The organism is Haliea salexigens DSM 19537 (genome assembly GCF_000423125.1).
In the GTDB taxonomy this organism is placed as follows: domain Bacteria; phylum Pseudomonadota; class Gammaproteobacteria; order Pseudomonadales; family Halieaceae; genus Haliea; species Haliea salexigens.
Map to the genome: position 1 here is coordinate 82,795 of NZ_AUHJ01000006.1, position 20,846 is coordinate 103,640.

20 protein-coding genes are annotated in these 20,846 nt (G+C 61.7%); 17 read left to right on the forward strand and 3 right to left on the reverse strand.

What is annotated here, in order from left to right; translation table 11 throughout:
• Positions 1 to 13: 13 nt before the first annotated feature.
• The 3 genes from G533_RS0108515 to G533_RS0108525 are packed head-to-tail and all read left to right on the forward strand — an operon-like array spanning position 14 to position 2,164.
• Positions 14 to 1,369 (forward strand): sodium-dependent transporter, encoded by a 1,356-nt coding sequence (locus tag G533_RS0108515; protein ID WP_027949593.1) that lies wholly within the window; start codon positions 14 to 16, stop codon positions 1,367 to 1,369.
• A gap of 42 nt (positions 1,370 to 1,411) precedes the next feature.
• Positions 1,412 to 1,843: a type II toxin-antitoxin system RatA family toxin gene (locus G533_RS0108520; protein WP_027949594.1), complete on the forward strand. Its 432-nt coding sequence runs from the start codon at positions 1,412 to 1,414 to the stop codon at positions 1,841 to 1,843.
• Between the two features lie 6 nt (positions 1,844 to 1,849).
• Positions 1,850 to 2,164, forward strand: coding sequence for an RnfH family protein (locus G533_RS0108525; protein WP_027949595.1), 315 nt, complete (start codon positions 1,850 to 1,852; stop codon positions 2,162 to 2,164).
• A gap of 4 nt (positions 2,165 to 2,168) precedes the next feature.
• On the opposite strand, the gene G533_RS21205 is transcribed toward G533_RS0108525, so the two are convergent.
• Entirely contained in the window at positions 2,169 to 2,540 is a 372-nt protein-coding gene (locus G533_RS21205; protein ID WP_035527241.1) for an outer membrane protein assembly factor BamE, read from the reverse strand.
• A gap of 74 nt (positions 2,541 to 2,614) precedes the next feature.
• On the opposite strand from G533_RS21205, the gene fur reads away from it, so the two are divergent.
• The 5 genes from fur to G533_RS0108555 all read left to right on the forward strand — a co-directional run bounded on the left by fur (position 2,615) and on the right by G533_RS0108555 (position 7,183).
• The gene (fur, locus tag G533_RS0108535; RefSeq protein WP_027949596.1) at positions 2,615 to 3,031 is read left to right on the forward strand and encodes a ferric iron uptake transcriptional regulator; all 417 of its coding nucleotides are present in this window, start codon (positions 2,615 to 2,617) and stop codon (positions 3,029 to 3,031) included.
• Positions 3,032 to 3,168: 137 nt separating this feature from the next.
• On the forward strand, positions 3,169 to 4,416 hold the full coding sequence (locus tag G533_RS0108540; protein ID WP_027949597.1) for a cytochrome P450: 1,248 nt from the start codon (positions 3,169 to 3,171) through the stop codon (positions 4,414 to 4,416).
• A gap of 15 nt (positions 4,417 to 4,431) precedes the next feature.
• On the forward strand, positions 4,432 to 5,403 hold the full coding sequence (locus G533_RS0108545; RefSeq protein WP_027949598.1) for a Rieske 2Fe-2S domain-containing protein: 972 nt from the start codon (positions 4,432 to 4,434) through the stop codon (positions 5,401 to 5,403).
• 58 nt (positions 5,404 to 5,461) lie between these two features.
• A complete protein-coding gene (locus tag G533_RS0108550) occupies positions 5,462 to 6,226 on the forward strand; it encodes an acetoacetate decarboxylase family protein (RefSeq protein ID WP_027949599.1) in 765 nt (254 codons plus the stop codon).
• A gap of 78 nt (positions 6,227 to 6,304) precedes the next feature.
• Positions 6,305 to 7,183 (forward strand): SDR family NAD(P)-dependent oxidoreductase, encoded by an 879-nt coding sequence (locus tag G533_RS0108555; RefSeq protein ID WP_027949600.1) that lies wholly within the window; start codon positions 6,305 to 6,307, stop codon positions 7,181 to 7,183.
• A gap of 51 nt (positions 7,184 to 7,234) precedes the next feature.
• On the opposite strand, the gene G533_RS21210 is transcribed toward G533_RS0108555, so the two are convergent.
• Together G533_RS21210 and recN are read right to left on the reverse strand one after the other, a co-directional pair.
• On the reverse strand, positions 7,235 to 7,882 hold the full coding sequence (locus G533_RS21210) for a TetR/AcrR family transcriptional regulator (RefSeq protein ID WP_051230128.1): 648 nt from the start codon (positions 7,880 to 7,882) through the stop codon (positions 7,235 to 7,237).
• A 78-nt stretch (positions 7,883 to 7,960) separates the two neighbouring features.
• Complete coding sequence (recN, locus tag G533_RS0108565) at positions 7,961 to 9,691, reverse strand: DNA repair protein RecN (RefSeq protein WP_338035397.1); 1,731 nt, start codon at positions 9,689 to 9,691, stop codon at positions 7,961 to 7,963.
• Between the two features lie 59 nt (positions 9,692 to 9,750).
• Between recN and hrcA the strand changes: the two genes are divergently transcribed.
• The 9 genes from hrcA to G533_RS0108610 all read left to right on the forward strand — a co-directional run bounded on the left by hrcA (position 9,751) and on the right by G533_RS0108610 (position 20,796).
• The gene (hrcA, locus tag G533_RS21215; protein ID WP_051230129.1) at positions 9,751 to 10,827 is read left to right on the forward strand and encodes a heat-inducible transcriptional repressor HrcA; all 1,077 of its coding nucleotides are present in this window, start codon (positions 9,751 to 9,753) and stop codon (positions 10,825 to 10,827) included.
• 86 nt (positions 10,828 to 10,913) lie between these two features.
• The gene (gene grpE / locus G533_RS0108575) at positions 10,914 to 11,525 is read left to right on the forward strand and encodes a nucleotide exchange factor GrpE (protein ID WP_027949602.1); all 612 of its coding nucleotides are present in this window, start codon (positions 10,914 to 10,916) and stop codon (positions 11,523 to 11,525) included.
• Between the two features lie 99 nt (positions 11,526 to 11,624).
• Positions 11,625 to 13,547 carry a molecular chaperone DnaK gene (gene dnaK / locus G533_RS0108580; RefSeq protein ID WP_027949603.1) on the forward strand — a complete coding sequence of 641 codons (1,923 nt, stop codon included), beginning with the start codon at positions 11,625 to 11,627 and terminating at the stop codon, positions 13,545 to 13,547.
• A 117-nt stretch (positions 13,548 to 13,664) separates the two neighbouring features.
• Entirely contained in the window at positions 13,665 to 14,798 is a 1,134-nt protein-coding gene (dnaJ, locus tag G533_RS0108585) for a molecular chaperone DnaJ (protein WP_027949604.1), read from the forward strand.
• Positions 14,795 to 15,598 carry a 4-hydroxy-tetrahydrodipicolinate reductase gene (gene dapB, locus G533_RS0108590; RefSeq protein WP_027949605.1) on the forward strand — a complete coding sequence of 268 codons (804 nt, stop codon included), beginning with the start codon at positions 14,795 to 14,797 and terminating at the stop codon, positions 15,596 to 15,598. Before dnaJ ends, dapB begins: the two co-directional genes overlap by 4 nt.
• A gap of 45 nt (positions 15,599 to 15,643) precedes the next feature.
• Positions 15,644 to 16,498 carry a thioredoxin gene (trxA, locus tag G533_RS0108595; RefSeq protein WP_420835524.1) on the forward strand — a complete coding sequence of 285 codons (855 nt, stop codon included), beginning with the start codon at positions 15,644 to 15,646 and terminating at the stop codon, positions 16,496 to 16,498.
• A gap of 158 nt (positions 16,499 to 16,656) precedes the next feature.
• Positions 16,657 to 18,402 (forward strand): alkyl sulfatase dimerization domain-containing protein, encoded by a 1,746-nt coding sequence (locus G533_RS21220; protein WP_158413404.1) that lies wholly within the window; start codon positions 16,657 to 16,659, stop codon positions 18,400 to 18,402.
• A gap of 48 nt (positions 18,403 to 18,450) precedes the next feature.
• Positions 18,451 to 19,629, forward strand: a complete 1,179-nt coding sequence (locus G533_RS0108605; RefSeq protein WP_027949607.1) for an acyl-CoA dehydrogenase family protein — start codon at positions 18,451 to 18,453, stop codon at positions 19,627 to 19,629.
• A gap of 27 nt (positions 19,630 to 19,656) precedes the next feature.
• Positions 19,657 to 20,796, forward strand: a complete 1,140-nt coding sequence (locus G533_RS0108610) for an acyl-CoA dehydrogenase family protein (RefSeq protein WP_027949608.1) — start codon at positions 19,657 to 19,659, stop codon at positions 20,794 to 20,796.
• Positions 20,797 to 20,846 lie beyond the last annotated feature (50 nt).

The window sequence follows — 20,846 nt, forward strand, 5'->3', positions numbered from 1 at the left end:
GGAAGTTTTCCCGGTGAGTTCGGGTGTGGGGAATCCGCTGGGGGAATGGCGCTCACGGATGACGTTTGTGCTGTCGCTGGCCTGCGCCACGGTGGGCATGGGGAGCTTATGGCGTTTCTCCTACCTGAGTGGCGAGTACGGAGGCGGCCCCTTTGTGGTCGCCTATGTCGTATTTCTGCTGCTGCTGGGTGTGCCTCTGCTGATCGCCGAGCTGGTGCTTGGACGGCAGGGCATGGGCAGCGTGGTGGAGTCGATCAACCGAGCCGTGGAACGCTCGCGTCTGCGCCCTGTGTGGCGTGTGTTGCCGTGGTTCATCTGCGCCACAGGGGTGCTGTTGCTGGCGTTGTATGTGGTGGTTGCCGGCTGGGCTCTGGTGTACGCGGTGGCCATGTATGCGGGCAGCTTCAATGCCGCGAGCATGTTCAACGCCGGCCAGTATTTCCAGGCGCTGGTGGAAGACGGCGATCGCATGTTGCTGGGGCAGACGGTGTTTCTCGCCTGCGCGGTGGCTGTTGTGGGGGCGGGAGTGCGTCGCGGCATTGGTTTTCTCGCCTGGCTCCTGGTGCCAACCCTGCTCGCGGGCCTGGTGTTGCTGGTGCAGTACAGCCTGGCGAATGGCAATGCATCGGCGGCGGGCAAGTTCCTGTTTTCCGTGCAGTGGCTGGACTTCAACTCCGAGGCAGTACTGATGGCGCTGGGCCAGGCCTTCTTCACCCTCGGGGTTGGCGTAGGCACGGGTATCAGCTACGGCAGTTATGCCCCCGTGCGTGCACCGATCGGACGCTCGGTGCTGGCCGTGGCGCTGTTCGACACGCTGGTCGCCATTGCCATGGGCCTGGCGATATTTCCGCTGGTATTCGCCAGCCATCTACTGCCTTCCATGGGCCCCGGCCTCATGTTCATCAGCCTGCCGTACGCTTTTGGCAACATGCTCAATGGTGAGGTGTTCGGGGCGTTGTTCTTCGCGCTGGTGGTACTGGTGGCGCTGGGTTCTGCCATCGCCATCCTGGAGCCGGTGACCGGTGCCATCAAGCAGCGTTTCGGGCTGCGTCGGGTCACCTCGGCGGTTATTGTGGGCGCTGTGGTGTGGCTGCTGGCCTACGCTGCGGCGGCGACGCTGGCGCCGAGCAGCCGCGGCACGGCGCCGGACCTGTTTCGCCACATGGACCAGCTGGCGGGCGGGGTGCTGTTGCCGCTGGCGGCGCTGGGCACCGCGTTGCTGGTGGGGTGGCGACTGGGCAGGCCGCTGCTGCGGGCCCAGCTGTACCGCGAAAGCCCGCAGTTTTTTTCGCTCTGGTACTTCCTGTTGCGGTATATTGCGCCGCTGGGCATCCTGCTGGTCATGGCAACTGCCCTGTTGACCGAGTAAACCCGGGGCGGTGCCAGGCCGCCACCTCTGAAAGAGATCGCGATGACCCGAATCTACCGCCATGCCTTGTTGCCCTATGCAGACCGGCAGCTGTTTGAGCTGGTGAATGATATCGAGGCTTACCCCGAATTCATGGAAGGCTGTGTGGGTTCCCGCGTGCTGCGGCGCGAGGCGGATGTAGTGGAAGCGCGTCTCGATCTCGCGCGCGGCGGCATCACGCAAAGCTTCAGTACCCGCAACCGCCTGCAGGCGCCGCAGTACATCACGCTGGAGCTGCTCGATGGCCCCTTTGATTATTTCCAGGGTAACTGGGAGTTTCGAGGTCTGGGCAATAGCGCCTGCAAGGTGACGCTGGACCTGGAGTTCAGCACCAGCAGCCTGCTGGTGGGTGCGGCAGTGAGCCGTCTGTTTGACAGCGTCACCAACAGCCTGGTGGATGCGATTGGGCGCCGCGCGCGGCAACTATACGGTTAGAGCAGGATGAGCGAGACAGCAATGATCCAGGTTGAAGTCGCCTATGCGCTGCCCGAGAGGCAGGCCATCATTCCATTGACGGTCGCCGAGGGTACCACGGCGCTGGAGGCTGCACGGCGTTCGGGAGTGGCCGAGCGTTTTGAGGGGCTCGATCTGGACGACGCCCGTCTGGGCATATTCGGGAAATTGGTGGCCGCTGACCAGGTGCTGCGCGCGGGCGACAGGGTGGAGATCTATCGGCCGCTGAAGGCCGACCCCAAGGAGGTGCGCAAGGCGCGCGCAGCGCGGGTCAAGGAACGGCGTCAGGAAGACGCGGGCTGAGTCGCTATTCGCTTGCTTCGCTGGCGGCGGCATCAGTCGACGTGGCCGCCGCCCATTGCGGCAGGTAGTCGCCAGTGACGGTTGCCAGACTGTCGCCCTCGAAGTGGATGCTGACCGTGGCTTCCCGAATCACATCGTTGCCATTGCGCAACAGGTACGGGTAGTCCCAGCGGTCGGCGTTGAAACTGTCTTCCACCAGCGGCGTACCGAGGATGAAACGCACTTGACGTTGGCTCATGCCCGGCTGCAGTTGGTCGATCATGTCCTGGGTGACGATGTTGCCCTGCTCGATGTCAATACGGTACACCCCGGGGAACCCGAAATTGCCGCAGGCCGTGAGCGAGGCCAGTGCCAGTGCCAGGAAAAGGCTGCGCATGGGCTTTAACTTCCACTTGTCATGATGGGGTGGCATCATACCCGTCCAGACCTGTACAGAGAACCCCCGAAGCCATGCCGACCGACAATCAGGAATTGCGCAATGCCGGTCTCAAGGTCACGCTGCCGCGCGTCAAGATTCTGCAGATTCTGGAGGCCACCAGCGAGACCAGCGAGCACCTGAGCGCGGAAGATGTCTACCAGAAGCTGCGCGATGCCGGCGAGGATGTAGGTCTGGCCACGGTGTACCGCGTGCTGACCCAGTTCGAGACCGCCGGGCTCGTCAATCGCCACAACTTCGAAACCGGCCACTCGGTATTCGAACTGGACACGGGTGAACACCATGACCACATGGTGTGCATGACCACGGGCAGCGTCATCGAGTTCAACGACCCGGTGATTGAGCGCCGTCAGATGGAAATCGCCGCCGAGCACGGGTTCGAAATTGTGGACCACTCGCTGGTGCTCTACGTGCGCGAAAAACGCAGCTGAGCCGCTACTGAGCGGTTTTTGTCGTGTTTTTTGCCCCTCTTTGGTCGGTAATGACGCGTTTTTAATAAAAATACACTTGTGTGTAGTTTTCTCTGAACGTATATTCTTGCGTCAGCCATTTGGCAGAGGAGCAAAATATGCAGGCAGTCAGCGAAACTCAACAGCCCATAGAGGAACTGTTCAATCCGGCGTCAGAGGAGTATCTGAAGACGGCGCCCAGCCAGTATCTGGCGCTGGCCCAGCGCGGTCGCCTGGTGTGGTATGCGCCCTGGCAGGCCTGGATCATGACCCGTATGCCCGACATCATGGAATGTTGGCGCAACGAATATCTGTCCTCTGACTTCTACGATTGGGAGTTTGCGCCGCCGCGTCCACCGGAAGATCAGTGGAGCAACTACGAGCGCGCCATGATCGGCCACAGTTTGCTCGCCGACCACGGTCATCATCGACTCGTGCGCCGGGTGGTATCGCCAGCGTTTTCACGCAACGTGGTTGATGAGATCCAGCGCCGCATCAAACCCGACGTGGAGAAGCTGATTGGCGAACTGGCTGATCTGGAGAGCTTTGACTACATCGAGAAGGTCGCCAACCATATCCCTTTCATCTCCATCAGCCGCATGGTCGGTTTGCCCGAAAAATACTGGCCGGAAATCAAGCAGGTGGTGCTCACGTTCACTGAAGCCTGGAATCCCACACTGAGCGATGAACGCCGCGAGTCCGCCCGGCAGGACAGTAACCGCGCGATTGAAATTCTGCAGCGGGTCATTGCCGAGCGCCGCGCGAATCCGGGCGAAGACGACTTCCTCAGCGTGTTGTTGAAAATTGAGGAAGAGAACGAAAATTTTGGCGAGTGGGATATCATCACCCTGGTTCTTGCGCTGATTGGCGCCGGCGCGGATACCACACTGGTGGCGCAGCAATGGACTCTGTACGCGCTGCTCAAGCACCGTGACCAGATTCCCGCGGCGCTGGAATCACCGGATGCTTTTTCCAACGCCTTCAGCGAGGTGATGCGCTGGTCAATCTCGTCGAAGATGGGTTTTGCGCGCTACGCACCGCAGGACATGGAAATCCTCGGCCAGAATGTGACCAAGGGGCAGATGGTGTTATTGATGCCGCACCTCAAGGACCATGATCCCGAGTACTACCAGGATCCTGAGCGCTTCGACGTCAAGCGCGAATTCAACCCCGATGTGTTGTTTGGCTACGGCCCGCGCTACTGCATCGGTGCTGCCATGGCGAAACGCCAGTTGTACCTGACCATGGTAGAGCTGTTCAAGCAATTCCCGGATCTGGAACTGGATGGCGAGCCAGAGAAAGACAACAACGACCACAACGCGGTGGTGTTCCGCGAGTTGCGCGTGCGCACCAACATCCGCAAATAAGACGAGGAGAAGACGATGACTAAGCGCTATGACAAGCCGATTCCGTTTGGCTGGTACGCCATTGATTACAGTGATGGGCTGAAGCCCGGCGATGTGCGCCCCGTGGAATACTTCGGGCGAGAGCTGGTGCTGTTTCGCACCGAGTCCGGTGAGGCGTCGCTGCTGGGTGCGCATTGCCCGCACCTCGGTGCACACCTCGGTTACGGCGGTATTGTGAAAGGCGAGGCGATCAGCTGTCCTTTCCATGCCTGGGAGTTCAACAGCGAAGGTCAGTGCACGTCAGTGCCCTATGCCAAGCGTATTCCGCCGAAAGTGGAAGGCAAGGAATGTGTGCCGAGCTACCCGGTGATCGAGCGCAACCAGATGATCTGGGCCTGGTACCATCCCAAGGGCGAGGCACCGCTGTTCGACATTGACGAGATCGCCGAGCTGAAATCCGACGAATGGACGCCGCTGGATACCTACGACTGGAAAATCAACACCATTATTCAGGAAACGGGTGAAAACGCCGCCGACCTTGCCCACTTTATTACCGTTCACGGTAGCCCGGCCATGCCTCAGGGCGCTGTCGATATGGAAGGTCCGCGTCGCGTGACCGAGTTCGATTCACGTGCACACGCGATTGATGAACAGGGCAATGTCGACCTCAGCGGTGACAATCACGATGCCATACACCTGCGCTCAGAAGGTGTGGGCCCCGGTTTCACGTTCCAGCGCTTTTCGCGCATGTTCGACGTGCTGATGATGGGTACGGTAACCCCCATTGATGACCAGAACGTGCACCTGCGGTTCAACTTTTCGGTGCCCCGCAAGCAGTCCGAAGACAACGCCATGATGGCGACCGGCACCGTGCACGAAATTGTGCGCCAAGTGGAGCAGGATATTCCGATCTGGGAGCACAAAGTGTATCTGGATGACCCGGCACTGTGCGACGGTGACGGCCCCATCGCCAAATACCGCAAATGGTTCCAGCAGTTTTATGCCTGAGCCCCCGGGCTCAGGAAAGCAAGCACACCGAAAGCACTCATAACAGAGGATAACGAGTATGAACGAGAAACTTGCCACCACGCCCGGCGATCACTACAACTGGCCGATGTTGAAGATCCGCTATCTGACGGATCCGGCCAAGCTGGCTGCGGTGCTGCCCCCGGGCTTTGAGCCCGGCAGCCGCCCGGAAGTTACGCTGACGGTGTACAACGTGCCGGTCAACGGCGAGCCGGAGCAGGGCCTGTTGACCACGGTACTGTGTAATTACAAGGGCCAGGAAGGCCAGTTCGCACTGGGCTATGCGATCGACAAGGAAGCGGAAATTTTCATCAGCCAGGAGAAGTTCGGTCAGCCCAAGTACCCGGCAGAAATCAAGTACTACCGGTTGGGTGAAGAAGTGGGCGCGCGCGTCACGCACCAGAATTACACCTTCCTCGAGTTCTACGGCAAAGTGACCGATACGCTGGACAACGGCCCCAAGTTCGATGAGTACGAGTTCTGGGTTAAGTACTCGCGCGCGGCCTCCTACGTGAAGCCGGGCTTCGACTTCCCGCCGCATGTGGTCAACGTGGTGAGCAACTACGGCACAGCGCAAAAGCTGAAAGTGGAAGGCGACCTGATTCTGCGCGACAGCCCCTGGGATCCGCTCACCGAGCGCCTGCCGCCGGTTTCCAAGCCTGATACCTACCTGTGGACCCCCGAATTCCTCGGCCGCAGTGTAGATCTGGGTGACCCGCTGGACGCGGATGCGTTCGAGCCCTGGGCCAGCACCATCGGCAACTCACGCTGGCTCGGCACCCACGGTGGTCCCCTCAAGGCCTGATCGTCTTTTCGGATACTCACTGGCCGCTGGCGTATGCCCGCGGCCTTTCACGTCATTACTGTAAAGGAACCTCCCAGCATGCAGGATTTCAATAACAAGGTTGTGGTGATCACCGGTGGTGCCAGCGGCATCGGCAAGGCCCTGGGCCGCTCCTTTCTCGCCGCCGGGGCCAAGGTGGTGCTGTCTGACGTGGAGCGCGGCGCGCTGGAAGCCACTCGCGATGAGCTCGCGGCGGGCGGCGGTACGGTGCGGGCCATCGTCACCGACGTGTCCAAGCCCGACTCGGTGAATGCCCTGGCAGACGCCGTGTTCGACGAGTTCGGTGCCTGCCACGTACTGTGCAACAACGCTGGCGTGAGCGTCACCAACACCAACGTCTGGGATACCACGCCGAACGACTGGCAGTGGGTTTTGGGTGTGAATGTGCGTGGCATAGCGCACGGTGTGCAGGCCTTCGTGCCGCGCATGCTGGCATCGGGCGAGGAAGGCGTGGTGATGAATACCTCTTCCGGTGATGGCGGCATTTCACCGCTGGCGGACCAGTCGGTGTATGCCTCGAGCAAGGCCGGGGTCTCCATCATGACCGAGTGCCTGAACGCCCAGTTGGTCGGCCAGGAAACCAAGCTCCGGGCCTGTATTTTCTACCCCTCCGGCGGCATTCTGCCCACGGGTATCTGGACTACGCGGCGCAACCGTCCCGAGGAGCTGGCGCGTGAGAAGCCGGTGCCTGAGGGCGGGGAAATGACGTTTGATGAATTCATGCAGGGCATGAAGGAGATCGGCGTTGACCTGCCGGTACAGGACCTCGATGAGCTGGCGGAATTTGCTCTCGACGGGCTGCGCAAGCAGGATTTTGTGATCATGATTGGTCGTGAAACCATGGAAGAAACACTGGTGGAGCGTGCCCGCAAGCTGGCGCGCGGTGAGTGTCCGATCACGCACGGTCTGCACGGCTAAGCCATCTCCCTGTGCCGGGTGCGATGAGCCCCGGCACGCACTGAACGGCGCTTAGCCCTGCGCGGCGCCCGTCACACGCAGCTGCGCTCGCTCGCATACCAGGCTGTGGCAGAGGAAACCTATCAGCTCGTCATAGCGGCTGGCCGCGTCATAGTCGGGATTGTGCAGATGGTTGAGAATTACTGTGTCGATCATGCCGACCGTCATCTCGGCACAAAACTCCGGCGATAAAGCGTCTTTCAGATCATCAATGCTGGCGGCATACAGCCGCAGGAAGTTCTCGTTCATCACCGACAGCAGGGTTGCACCGCTGGCAAGGCTGTTGCCGATGCTGGCGATAGAATAACGCGCCAGCTCGTGCTCAAGGTCAGATGCCTGGCAAAGTTGGTGTTTCTGCGCTTTCAGGACATGCGTAATGCGTTGATCCAGCCGCGTAAACCGTTCCAGCGCTGCATCCACCGAGCCCCGCACCAACTCCAGCGTTCGACTTACGCAGATGTCGAACAGCAGGTCGTGGCGCGTGCCGTAATAGTTGTAGAAGGTTTTCCGAGATATGCCAGAGCGTTCGCAGATGGCATCAATGGTCATATCGTCAATGCCATGCTCGCCGATCAAGGCCAGCGCTTCGTCGATGATGCGTGCGCGTTGCGCCTGTTTTTTGCGTTCCCTGAGGCTTGTGCGGGGTGCTGGGCTGGTCAAAATAGGCGTCTTTTCTTGGCGTGTGAAGCATATGTGACAGGTGCCACCATACACTACAAGCCGCGCCCGGCGCCAGCGTCAGGCGTCTTCCGCATCGCGCAGCATTTCCCGGGCGTGTTCGAGTGAGCGCTCGGTCAGCTTGACGCCGCCCAGCATCCGGGCAATTTCCTGTGTCCGCTGCTCGTCTTCAAGCGCTGCCAGGCGGGCCCAGGCTGCAGTCTTGTCGGAGGTCTTGCTGACCAGCAGGTGCCGGTGCCCCTGCGAGGCCACCTGCGCCAGGTGGGTGACGCAGAGTACCTGGGCGTCGCGTGCGAGCCCGCGCAACAGCCTTCCGACGACCTCGGCCACCGCACCGCCGATGCCCACGTCAACTTCATCAAACACCATGCTCGGCAGTGTGCCGCCCTTGGCGGTGACCACCTGAATGGCAAGGCTGATACGCGACAGCTCGCCGCCGGAGGCGATCTTCCCCAGGGGTTGTGGCGCGGCCCCCGGGTTGGTGCTGATCAGGAACTCGATGTCCTCCGCGCCATGTGGATGCGGTGCGGCGGACTCGCGCGGGGTGAGTGCAATGGCAAAGCGGCAATCGGCCATAGCCAATGTGTGCAGCACCTCGGCCGTTTTGGCGATGAGGCTTTTGGCGGCCTTGGCCCGCTCCCTGCTCAGTTTGGCGGCATCCTTGTGGTAGGCCTCGGCGAGGTCTTCCAGCTCCTGCTGCAGCGCCTCAATGCGCTGCCCGCCCTGCGCCAGCCCCGCCAATTCCTCCTGCAACCCGGCCTGCAGTTCCAGTAGTTGTGGCGGCTTGATGCGGTGTTTGCGCGCCACATCGTGCAGTTGTTCAAGGCGTTTTTCTACCTGCGCGAGCCGCTGTGGGTCAATCTCGATAGAGTCGATATGGCGCTGGATCTCGCGGTGTGCCTCGTCGAGTTGTATCGCTGCTGAGTCCAACAGGCTGAGGGCGTTATCGGCGGTTTTGCTGCTGCCGGCGGCACTGCGCATCAACTGCAGGGCGTGGCGCGCTGCGCTGGCCTGCTCTTCGCAAATCTCCAGCGCCTGATGGGCGCCCTGGAGATTATCTTCCGCATTGGCCAGCAGGCTCTGGTCGCGCTCCAGCTCCTCCAGCTCCCCGTCACGCAGGCCCAGCTGTTCCAGTTCGTCTACCTGGTAGGCCAGTAATTGTGCTCGCGCCGCGGTTTCGTCGCGGTTGTCGGTGAGTGCAGTCAGCTCGCGCTGGCCGCGCAGCCAGTCGGAGGCGGACTGCTCCACCCGGCGGGCCAGTGTCTGCTGGCCGGCAAAGGTGTCCAGCATCGCGCGCTGGACGGGTTTGCGCAGCAGCGACTGGTGGGCGTGCTGGCTGTGGATGTCGATCAGCAGTTCGCCGAGTTCGGCGCAGTCCTGCAGGGTGGAAGCACTGCCATTGATATAGGCTCGCGAGCGCCCTTCTGCGGTGACCACGCGGCGCAGCAGGCATTCGTTATCGTGCGCCAGGTCGCGGGCCTGCAGCCACGCGGCGGCTGGCGCGTTGCCGGCGATGTCGAAGGTCGCAGTCACCTCCGCTCGTTCGCTGCCAGTGCGCACGGCCTTGGGGTCGGCCCGGTCGCCCAGGCACAGGCCCAGAGCGTCTAGCATGATGGACTTGCCGGCCCCGGTTTCCCCGGTGATGACGGTCATGCCGCCGTGGAATTCCATGTCGAGGGTGTCGACAATGGTGTACGCGCTGATATGGATGTGGGTGAGCATGGCGAACCGCTTGCTGTTTGTGCTGTTATACCGCAGATCTGTTGCGGCATAAACATCCGCAGCGGTCATCGCTTTGTATTCCCGGGGCACTGTGATACAACCGGGGCCACAGGTTTACAGGATGGAGTATGAACTCAGCGGATTTGTCCGAGCGCGCGCAGACCATACTCAAGGCACTGGTAGAGCGGCACATACGCGACGGCCAGCCGGTGGGGTCGCGCAGCCTGCTGGAAGAGGCGGGGCTGGCGGTGAGCGCTGCGACCGTACGCAACGTCATGTCGGAGCTGGAAGAACGCGGCTTGCTGCATTCACCCCATACGTCGGCCGGCCGGGTGCCTACTGCCCAGGGCTATCGCTTGTTCGTGGACCGTTTGCTGCAGGTGCAGCCCCTGGACGAGCGGGCCATCGTGTCGCTGCGCGAGCAGCTGCACCCGGACAAGTCCACGACAGAACTGGTGCAATCCGCCTCATCGCTGCTCTCCGCCATTACAGCGCAGGCCGGCCTGGTGACCGTGCCGCGGCCCGAGACGCACCAGCTGCGCCAGGTCGAGTTCCTGCCCCTGTCCGGTGACCGCGTACTGGTGATTCTGGTCGTCAATGAGCGCGAGGTGCAGAACCGCATCATCCACACCCAGCGGCCGTTTACCGAAGCCGAGCTACGCGAGGCCGCTGCACTGGTCAACCAGCGTTTCGCGGGCCAGCCCCTGAGCGCAGTGCAGGATCGTATTCTGGCGGAAATGGAGGATGCCCGCAGCCGCATCGACAGCTACCTGCAGGCGGCGCTGGACCTGGCGAGCAAAGCCCTCAACCAGGAGGCCCCGGAAGAAGAATACCTGATGGCCGGCGAGTCCCGCCTGCTTGGCCATGTCAGCCCCGAGGATGTGGGGCGATTGCGCGAGCTGTTCGATGCGTTTGAGCGCAAGAAGGACCTGCTGCACCTGCTGGAGCGGTGTACCCGCGCCAACGGCGTGCAGATCTTCATCGGCAACGAGGCCGGCTACGAGGTATTCGGCGACTACAGCGTCGTCACAGCGCCCTACACGGATGGTGCCCGCACACTCGGTGTGCTGGGCGTGATCGGGCCCACGCGCATGCCCTATGAGCGTGTTATCCCGGTTGTGGACATTACCGCGCGCATGTTGAGCTCCGCCCTGTCCAGCTTAAAGCAGCCACCGGCGCAGGGTGGCCTTGAAATTTCCTCATAACGTCCCAACATCGTTCCTGACCGCAGCGAATCGGCGCGCAAGCGTCGTGCCTGTGCAATTCACAATGCCAGTGATGGAGTCCAGACGTGGCTGAGAACGAGCAGAACAAACCAGAATCTGAAGCCGGCGACAGCGGTGTCTCGCGGCAGGCAGCCGAGGCGGCAGCGTACGCGGAAACGGCAGCCTCCACCGAATCTGACGCGGCCCCGGGCGGCGAAGAGGTCACCCCGGAAGCGTTGATGGCAACGCTGGAGGAAGACCTCAATGCGGCCCGCGATGCGGCGTTGCGCGCGCAGGCGGATGCCCAGAACATCAAGCGCCGGGCCGAGCAGGACGTGGAAAAGGCGCGCAAGTTCGCCCTCGAATCCTTCTGCAAGGAGCTGCTGCCCGTGGTGGATAACCTGGAGCGGGCGCTGGCCGTCACCGCCGGGCACGATGACTCGGTGAAGCCGATTGTCGATGGCCTGGAGTTGACCCTGAAGAGCTTTGCCGACGCCCTGCGCAAGTTCCACATTGAGCCAGTTGACCCCGAAGGCGAGCCGTTTGATCCGCAGCTGCACCAGGCCATGAGCATGGTCGAAAACGCAGACGTGGAGCCGAATACGGTTATCGCGGTAATGCAAAAAGGCTACACGCTGAACGCGCGCCTGGTGCGGCCCGCCATGGTTATGGTCAGCAAGGCGCCTGCCGCGCAGTAAAAACGGCGTCGGCCCCTTGAAATTGTTGGTTCAGCGCCAATATAGACAGCAAGTGAATACTGCAGCCGGCCGTGCCGGCGCAAATGAGGAGATGAACACATGGGCAAGATAATCGGTATCGACCTGGGTACCACCAACTCCTGCGTCGCGGTGCTCGAAGGGGGCAAATCGCGCGTGATCGAGAATTCCGAAGGCGATCGCACCACGCCGTCGATTGTGGCCTACACCCAGGATGGCGAAATTCTGGTCGGGCAGAGCGCCAAGCGCCAGTCCGTCACCAACCCCCACAACACGCTGTACGCCGTGAAGCGCCTGATTGGACGCAAGTTCAAGGACGACGTGGTACAGAAAGATATCAAGATGGTGCCTTACAAGATCGTTGAAGCCGATAACGGCGATGCCTGGGTACAGGCCAAGGACGAGAAAATGGCGCCGCCGCAGGTCTCTGCCGAGGTGCTGCGCAAAATGAAGCGCACTGCCGAGGAGTACCTGGGTGAAGCCGTCACCGAGGCGGTGATCACGGTGCCGGCGTACTTCAACGATTCCCAGCGCCAGGCAACCAAGGACGCCGGCCGCATTGCCGGCCTGGAAGTGAAGCGCATCATCAACGAGCCGACCGCAGCGGCGCTCGCCTACGGCATGGACAAGGCCCAGGGCGATCGCACGATTGCTGTGTACGACCTCGGTGGCGGTACCTTCGATATCTCCATCATCGAGATTGCCGAAGTCGATGGCGAGCACCAGTTCGAAGTGCTGTCGACCAACGGTGACACCTTCCTCGGCGGTGAGGACTTCGACCTGCGCCTGATTGAATACCTCGCGGCGGAGTTCAAGAAGGAAAGCGGCATCGACCTGCACAACGACCCGCTGGCGCTGCAACGCCTGAAGGAAGCGGCGGAGAAAGCCAAGATCGAGCTGTCTTCCAGCCAGCAGACGGAAGTGAACCTGCCCTACATCACAGCCGATGCCACAGGCCCCAAACACCTGGTGGTCAAGCTGTCGCGCTCCAAACTGGAGTCGCTGGTTGAAGAGCTGGTCAAGCGCTCCATGGAGCCGGTGAAGGTGGCGTTGCAGGATGCCGGCCTGAGCCCCAGCGAAATCAACGATGTGATCCTGGTGGGCGGTCAGACCCGCATGCCGATGGTGCAGAAAGCGGTGGCAGACTTCTTCGGCAAGGAGCCGCGCAAGGACGTCAACCCGGACGAGGCGGTCGCCATGGGCGCTGCCATCCAGGGCGCGGTACTGTCTGGCGACGTCAAGGACGTGCTGCTGCTGGACGTGACCCCGCTGACGCTGGGTATCGAGACCATGGGCGGTGTTGCCACCCCCCTGATCGAGAAAAACACGACCATTCCGACGAAGAAGTCGCAGGTGTTCTCGACGGCTGACGACAACCAGACCGCAGTGACGATCCACGTGGTGCAGGGTGAGCGCAAGCAGGCGTCCCAGAACAAGTCGCTGGGCCGCTTTGATCTGGCGGACATTCCGCCGGCGCCCCGCGGCATGCCGCAGATCGAGGTGACGTTTGACCTCGATGCCAACGGCATTCTCAATGTGTCGGCCAAGGACAAGGCAACCGGCAAGGAGCAATCCATTCGCATCACTGCCTCAGGCGGCCTGAGCGAGGAGGATATCGAGAAGATGGTGGCGGATGCCGAGGCCAACGCCGATGCCGATGCGCGCTTCGAAGAGCTGATTGCTGCGCGCAACAGCTGTGATGGCCTGGTGCACGCTGCGCGTAAAACGCTCGAAGAGGCCGGCGATAACGCCACAGCGGACGAAAAGGCCGCTATCGAGTCGGCGATCAGCGAGGCGGAGGAAGCCCTCAAGGCGAACGAGAAGGATGCCATTGAGGCGGCTGCTGCCAAGCTGACCGAGGCCACTGGTCCGGTCGCACAGAAAATGTACCAGGCGCAGGCAGAAGCCGCACAGGGTGCCGAGGCCGAGGGTGCGGAACAGTCCACAACGGGCGATGAAGCGGTCGACGCCGAGTTCGAAGAAGTGAAGGACGACAAGAAGTAGGCGTTAACGCTTCCTGTCACCCGGGGCGCTGCAGCGCCCCGTCAGTTAACTTGACCGCGCGGGACCTGAGAGCCCGCGTAGTCATTTGCGAGAATGCGGTTCAACGCCAGGCTGACTATGTCAAAACGCGATTATTATGAAGTGCTCGGGGTCGAGAAAGCGGCCGATGAGAAGGACATCAAAAAGGCCTATCGACGGGTCGCCATGAAGTACCACCCGGACCGGAACCCCGATGATCCGGATGCCGACGACAAATTCAAAGAGGCCACCGAGGCTTACGACGTTCTGATGAACGCGGAAAAACGCGCGGCCTACGACCGGTTTGGCCACTCGGGTGTCGACCCCAATATGGGCGCAGGCGGTTTTGGCGCCGGCGGGGGCAGCTTCAGCGACATCTTCGGCGATGTGTTTGGCGATATCTTCGGTGGCGGCGGTGGCCGCGGACGCGGCGGCCCGCAACGTGGGTCGGACCTGCGCTACACGCTGGATATTTCACTCGAGGATGCGGTCAAGGGCACCACGGTGGAGATCAAGGTGCCCACTCTCGCCACCTGCGAGGAGTGCGACGGCTCCGGTGCACGCAAGGGCAGCTCGCCGGTAGACTGCACGACCTGCGGCGGCATCGGTCAGGTGCGCATGCAGCAGGGTTTCTTCCAGGTACAGCAGACCTGCCCCACCTGTCGCGGCCGCGGCAAGATGATTTCAGACCCCTGCGGCAAGTGCCACGGGCAAGGGCGCGTGGAAAAACGCAAAACGCTGTCGGTAAAAGTGCCACCGGGCGTGGATACGGGCGACCGTATCCGTTTGTCCGGCGAGGGCGAAGCGGGCCCGGATGGCGGCCCACCCGGGGATCTTTTCGTGCAGATGTCGGTGCGCCAGCACCCCATTTTCGAGCGCGACGGCAAGAATCTGTACTGCGAAGTTCCCATCACGTTTGTCGCTGCGGCGCTTGGCGGTGAGCTGGAAGTGCCCACGCTGGACGGCCGCGTGAAACTGAAAATTCCCGCCGAAACCCAGACCGGCAAGCTGTTCCGCTTGCGTGGCAAGGGCGTGAAGCCGGTGCGAGGTGGCGCGGTAGGCGATCTGTTGTGCCGCGCGGTCGTGGAGACGCCGGTTAACCTGAACAAGAAGCAGAAAGAACTGCTGCGCGAGTTCCAGGAAAGCCTCGGCCAGGGCGGCGATGCACAGTCACCGCGCCAGACCAGCTGGTTCGAGGGCGTGAAAACCTTTTTTGATGACATGAAGCCATGACGATAAAAGTCGGAATCACCGGCGCTGCCGGGCGCATGGGGCGCACTCTGATCGAAACCATCGCCCAGCAGCCCGGCCTGGAGCTGGCGGCGGCCGTCGAGCAGCCGGAGAGCAGCCTGATTGGCGCGGATGCCGGCGAGCTGGCCGGTCTCGGCAAGCTCGGCGTGCCGGTCTCCGCGGCACTGACCGAGGTGATTGCGCAGATCGATGTGTTGATTGACTTCACCGTGCCGGCGGCGACCCTGGCGAATCTGGAGGCCTGCGCGGCGGCGGGCAAGGCGATGATCATCGGTACCACCGGCTTCACGGCGGAACAGGACCAACTGATCAAGCGTGCGGCGGGCAAGGTGCCCGTGTGCAAGGCGTCGAACTTCAGCACCGGTGTCAACCTGTGCTTCAAGCTTCTGGACATGGCAGCGCGCGTATTGGGCGATGATGTGGACATCGAGATCGTCGAGGCGCATCACCGGCACAAGATAGATGCCCCCTCTGGCACAGCCCTGTCTATGGGCGGTGTGGTGGCAAATGCCCTGGGTCGCGACCTGGCTGAAGTGGCCGTGTATGGCCGCGAGGGGCAAACCGGCGCGCGGCAGCGCGACACCATCGGCTTTGCCACCGTACGCGCGGGGGATATTGTCGGCGACCACACAGTGATCTTTGCCGCCGATGGGGAGCGCGTGGAAATTACCCACAAGGCCTCCAGCCGCATGTCTTTTGCCCGGGGCGCCGTGCGCGCCGCAGGCTGGCTGGTGGGCCGTGAGCCGCGTTTATATGATATGCAGGACGTACTGGGCCTGTAAGGCTGAGCCGCTGGCCCCTTTAACGCTCGCTTTGGAGGAATGTTTGTGACCGAGTCCATTGTCAACATCGACGAAACCAATGCCGCGGAGCTGCTGATTGAGGAGTCCCATCGGCGCCCGGTCGTGGTGGATTTCTGGGCTGATTGGTGCGGCCCCTGCAAAAGCCTCATGCCGGTGCTGGAAAAACTGGCCAACGAATATGCCGGTGCGTTCCTGCTGGCCAAAGTGAACGCTGACGAACAGCCCATGATCTCCCAGCAGTTCGGCGTGCGCAGCCTGCCTACCGTGATGGTGATGCAGGGCGGCCAGCCGGTGGATGGCTTCGTTGGCGCGCAGTCGGAGGCCCAGGTACGCGAGCTGTTGGAGAAATACCTGCCCAAGCCCTGGGATGGCTTGTTGGAAGAGGGTCAGGCGCTCATGGCGGCGGGCGATTTCAGTTCTGCGCTGAGCCCGCTGCGCCAGGCCTTCGAGGACTCCGGCCAGCGTCACGACATCACGCTCGCCTACGCGCATGCGCTGCTCGAGTGCAACCGGCTGGACGATGCGGAGGCGGTTCTCGGTACGGTGCGCATGGCGGATCAGGACCCGGCGTGGGAGCAGCTGGTCGCGCAACTGAAACTCAAGCGCGAGGCGGCGGTAACACCGGAGATGGCGGCACTGGAGGAGCGCCTCGAGGCGGAGCCGGGCAACCACGATGTGCGGCACCAGTTGGCGGTGCAGTACACCAACGCCGGCTATTTTCGCGAAGCCCTGGAGCACCTCATCACGATTTTGCGGCAGGACCTTAACCACGCCGACGGCGCGACCAAGAAAGCCCTGATCGACACCATTGCCAGCCTGGGCAAGAGCGACCCGCTGGCCGCCGAGTATCAGCGCAAACTTTACAGCCTGCTGTACTGAGGACAAGCCGGGGCAGCCCCCATGCCCGGCAGTGCCGCGGCCCTGACGCTTGTTTTGCTCTGCGGTAATCGTTAAGGTACATGCCCTGGCGATGAAAAACATACTCCAAGGTCAAAACCGCTATGGCGTGTACCCGGAACAGGGCTCCAAGGCAGAGCGTGCGGCACTTTCGTGCTTGCATGGGCCCGGCGTTGGCGGCGTTTCTGATCGCCTGCTCCGAGGCGCCGGCCCCACCGCCTGCAGTGGCGGGCAGCGCAGCACTGGAGGCGCACTCAGCCGAATTCAGGCGCGACATCATCGAAGTGGTGCCGGGCATCCACGTGGCGATTGGGTACGCGCTGGCCAATGTCATACTGATCGAAGGTGATGACGGCGTCATTATCGTGGACACCACCGAGTCGCTCGAGGCGGCGCGCACCGTCAAGGCCGAATTTGACCGCATCACCGACAAGCCGGTGCAGGCGATCATCTACACCCACAACCACACGGATCATATCTTCGGCGCCGAGGCCTTCGCCGCAGGCAGGGACGTGCCGGTCTATGCCCACAAAACCACCTGGAGCCATATCGAGCGCATCATGAACGTGCTGCGTCCGGTGATTGAAACGCGCTCTTTCCATATGTTCGGCAACTACCTGGAAGCGGGCGGCGAGGCTATCATCAACGACGGCATCGGGCCGGCCCTGGCGCACAGCACAACCGGGGATGGCGATATTTACGGCCTCTTGCCCCCCACGCACACAGTCGACGAGCGGCTGGAGGTGACCATAGCGGGGCGTCGGCTGGTTCTGATGCACGCGCCCGGCGAGACCGACGACCAGTTGCTGGTCTGGCTGCCTGATGAGAGGGTGCTGCTGCCTGGCGACAATGTGTACAAGGCCTTCCCCAACCTCTACACCATTCGCGGTACCCGCTATCGAGACGTTATGCAGTGGGCGCACAGTGTGCGCCTGATGCGCTCGCTGGGGGCCGAGCACCTGATCCCCAGCCATACACGCCCGGTTTCGGGTGCAAAGGCTGTCGATGACATTCTTCAGGTGTACGGCGACGCCATTCAATTCGTGCACGACCAGACAGTGCGCGGCATAAACCAGGGGCTGGATGCCGATACCCTGGCGCGCACCGTGCAACTGCCCGCCGAGCTTGCCGAGCATCCCTGGTTGCAGCCGTTCTACGGCACCGTGCCTTGGTCGGTAAGAGCAATTTACAATGGGTATCTCGGTTGGTTCGAGGGCAACAGCAGCACCTTGTTTCCCATAGCGAGCGCCACCCGGGCTCAGCGTTTGCTGGCACTGGCGGGCGGTGCAGATGCCGTGCTGGCTGAGGCCGAGGCGCAACTGCCGGCTGATCCACAGTGGGCCGCGGAGCTTGCCGACCTGGTGCGGGCTGCCAGTCCCGATTCTGTTCCGGTTGCGGCTGAGCTGAAGGCGCGCGCCCTGCGTATGCTCGCAGAGGTTACGCCGAACCCGAACGCACGCAATTGGTATCTCACCGATGCGTTGGAACTGGAGCAGCGCATCACTACAGGGCCTTCGCCCATCAGCGCAGAGCGTGTTGCCTTTGCGCAGGGCTTCCCGATTGCTGGTGTACTGCGCAGCATGGCGGTGAACCTGGATCCGGAGCGCAGCGCAGGGGTGAACGAGCGCGTGGTGTTGGTGTTCCCCGATCAGGGCGTGCAGTACGCGGTGCATGTGCGCCACCAGGTGGCAGTGATCGATGCACTGCCCTCGGTGCCAGAGGATGAAAGCGTAGTGGTGACGGTGCCGGCCACGGAGTGGCTGGCCCTGATGACCGGCCAGCGCGGTTTTCCGCTGGCGCTGGCAGACGGCACTGTGCAAGTGTCCGGGGGCATGGCGGACACGGCGAAGTTATTGCGTTTTCTGGCGTTGTTTCGTCAGGAATAAATTCACAGCGGCCTTCGGGCCAGTTCAATTCAATCGAGAGGTAGCCACGTGGATACAAGTTTTGCTCCGGAAGATCTCGCGTTTCGCGATGAAGTGCGCGCATTTTTTGCAGAGGCTTACGATGCCGACCTGCAGGCGCGCTTGAACAACCTCGAGACGTTCAAGGACGCGGTCATCGACTGGCAGAAGCGCCTCTACAAGCAGGGCTGGATCGCCCCCGGCTGGCCCAAGGAATACGGCGGCACGGGTTGGAACGCCACGCAGAAATTCATTTTTGAGACTGAACGCAGCGCCGCGGGTATTCGCGATGTCATTCCCTTCGGCCTCAACATGGTTGGCCCTGTCATTTATGCGTTTGGCAACGAGGAACAGAAAGAACGGTTTCTGCCAGGTATTTTGCAGAGCGACGATTGGTGGTGCCAGGGCTACTCCGAGCCCGGCGCGGGGTCCGACCTCGCGTCACTGAAAACCCGCGCCGTGCGGGAGGGCGACGAGTATGTGGTCACTGGCGCCAAGATCTGGACCAGCTATGCCCAGTATGCCGACTGGATTTTCTGCCTGGTGCGCACCAGCAGCGAAGGCAAGAAACAGAATGGCATCAGCTTTCTGCTGATCGACATGAACTCGCCGGGGATCAAGGTCAACCCGATCGTCTCGATAGACAATCACCACAGCCTGAATGAAGTGGAATTCAACGACGTGCGGGTGCCGGTCGCCAACCTGATTGGCGAGCAGGACAAGGGCTGGACCTATGCCAAGGCCCTGCTGGCCCATGAGCGCACCGCGATTGCGGGTGTGGCGGACAGCAAGCGCAGCCTTGCGGAAACGCGCGCCTTCGCCGAGCGGGAAGTCAACGGTGGCAAATCCCTGTTGAGCGATCCGCTGTTTCAGAAGCGTTTGTCCGATATCGAAATCGAGCTGATGGCCCTGGAGTTTACCGAACTGCGGGTGTTGGCAACGGTGGCGGCTGGAGGCGCGCCCGGTGCCGAGTCTTCCATGCTCAAGATCAAGGGTACAGAGATGCAGCAGGCCGTGCAGGAGCTGCGCATGGATGTCGCCGCCTATTACCAGGGTGTACTGCCCAATGACCTGACAGCGGAGCAGCTCGGCCACGACTTTGGCTCACAGGCCCGTCAGACCTACATGTATGGTCGCGCTTCAACGATCTACGGCGGCTCCAACGAGGTACAGAAAAACATCATCGCCAAGGCCGTGCTCGGCCTTTAATCCCGCACTGCTGGAGAGGATATAGCAATGAATTTCGAGTTTACTGAAGAACAGGGCATGCTGCGGGACAGCGTGGCGCGCTTTGTGCAGGACAGTTACGATTTTGATACCCGGTGTAAAATCGCGGCAACTGATGAAGCCATGAGCCGCGAGAACTGGCAGACCTTTGCCGAACTCGGCTGGTTATCCGTGCCTTTTGCCGAGTCTCACGGCGGTTTTGGCGGCGGTCCGGTGGATACCATGGTGATGATGGAAGAGTTCGGCAAGGGCATCGTGCTGGAACCTTACCTGGCAACTGTGCTGCTGTTCGGCGGGCTCCTGCAGCGTGGCGGCAGTGTAGAGCAACAGGCAGAGATCATTCCGCGCATTATCGAGGGCGGTTGTCAGGGCGCGTTTGCCTATCTGGAGCGCCAGAGTCGCCACCAGCTGGCCGATATCAAGACGACCGCAACTGTTGAGGGCGACCAGCTGGTCCTGAACGGTGAAAAAGTGGTCGTATTCAACGGGGCCAGTGCGGATCAGTTGATCGTCGCGGCGCGCAGCAGTGGCGAGCAGAGCGATGAAGCGGGCATAACCCTCGTGCTGGTGCCCGCGGATGCAGCCGGTGTCGAGCGCACGGCTTACCGCCTGATGGACGGGCAGGTGGTTGCCAACATCACTTTCAGCAACGTGCAGGTGCCGGTGGCGGATATTGTGGGTGAGCTGGATAACGGCTATGCGGTCATGGGCCCGGTGATTACCCAGGCCAACGTGGCACTCGCAGCGGAAGCGCTGGGTATCATGGGGCAATTGAACGCCAAAACCCTGGAGTACACCAAAACGCGCAAGCAGTTCGATGTGGCTATCGGGAGTTTCCAGGCGCTGCAACACCGTATGGTGGATACCTTTATGGCCTACGAACAGGTCAAGTCGCTGCTGTATCGGGCCGTGTGTGAACTGGACGGCGCTGGTGACGACGCGGCCGCCTGTGTGCATGCCCTGCAAGTCCTGGTCGATCGCAATGGCCGGAAGATTTTCGGTGAGGCGATTCAGCTGCATGGGGGTATGGGTATTACCGACGAACTGGACATTGGCCATTACGCCAAGCGTCTGATGATGATCAACACCACCTTCGGCAATGGTGACTACCATCAGGCAAAGTTCAATGAACTGCGCTACAGTGCCTGAGTGCGGACGAGAGCAGTGGCCGGTTCGATGATAACCACCAGGGAGAAGCA

Excerpts from the sequence above, each read along its gene's own strand:
- G533_RS0108520 (WP_027949594.1), top strand. The coding sequence starts at position 1,412 with ATGACCCGAATCTACCGCCATGCCTTGTTGCCCTATGCAGACCGGCAG.
- G533_RS0108525 (WP_027949595.1), top strand. The coding sequence starts at position 1,850 with ATGAGCGAGACAGCAATGATCCAGGTTGAAGTCGCCTATGCGCTGCCC.
- G533_RS21205 (WP_035527241.1), bottom strand. The coding sequence starts at position 2,540 with ATGCGCAGCCTTTTCCTGGCACTGGCACTGGCCTCGCTCACGGCCTGC.
- fur (WP_027949596.1), top strand. The coding sequence starts at position 2,615 with ATGCCGACCGACAATCAGGAATTGCGCAATGCCGGTCTCAAGGTCACG.
- G533_RS0108540 (WP_027949597.1), top strand. The coding sequence starts at position 3,169 with ATGCAGGCAGTCAGCGAAACTCAACAGCCCATAGAGGAACTGTTCAAT.
- G533_RS0108545 (WP_027949598.1), top strand. The coding sequence starts at position 4,432 with ATGACTAAGCGCTATGACAAGCCGATTCCGTTTGGCTGGTACGCCATT.
- G533_RS0108550 (WP_027949599.1), top strand. The coding sequence starts at position 5,462 with ATGAACGAGAAACTTGCCACCACGCCCGGCGATCACTACAACTGGCCG.
- G533_RS0108555 (WP_027949600.1), top strand. The coding sequence starts at position 6,305 with ATGCAGGATTTCAATAACAAGGTTGTGGTGATCACCGGTGGTGCCAGC.
- recN (WP_338035397.1), bottom strand. The coding sequence starts at position 9,691 with ATGACCGCTGCGGATGTTTATGCCGCAACAGATCTGCGGTATAACAGC.
- hrcA (WP_051230129.1), top strand. The coding sequence starts at position 9,751 with ATGAACTCAGCGGATTTGTCCGAGCGCGCGCAGACCATACTCAAGGCA.
- dnaK (WP_027949603.1), top strand. The coding sequence starts at position 11,625 with ATGGGCAAGATAATCGGTATCGACCTGGGTACCACCAACTCCTGCGTC.
- dnaJ (WP_027949604.1), top strand. The coding sequence starts at position 13,665 with ATGTCAAAACGCGATTATTATGAAGTGCTCGGGGTCGAGAAAGCGGCC.
- dapB (WP_027949605.1), top strand. The coding sequence starts at position 14,795 with ATGACGATAAAAGTCGGAATCACCGGCGCTGCCGGGCGCATGGGGCGC.
- G533_RS0108610 (WP_027949608.1), top strand. The coding sequence starts at position 19,657 with ATGAATTTCGAGTTTACTGAAGAACAGGGCATGCTGCGGGACAGCGTG.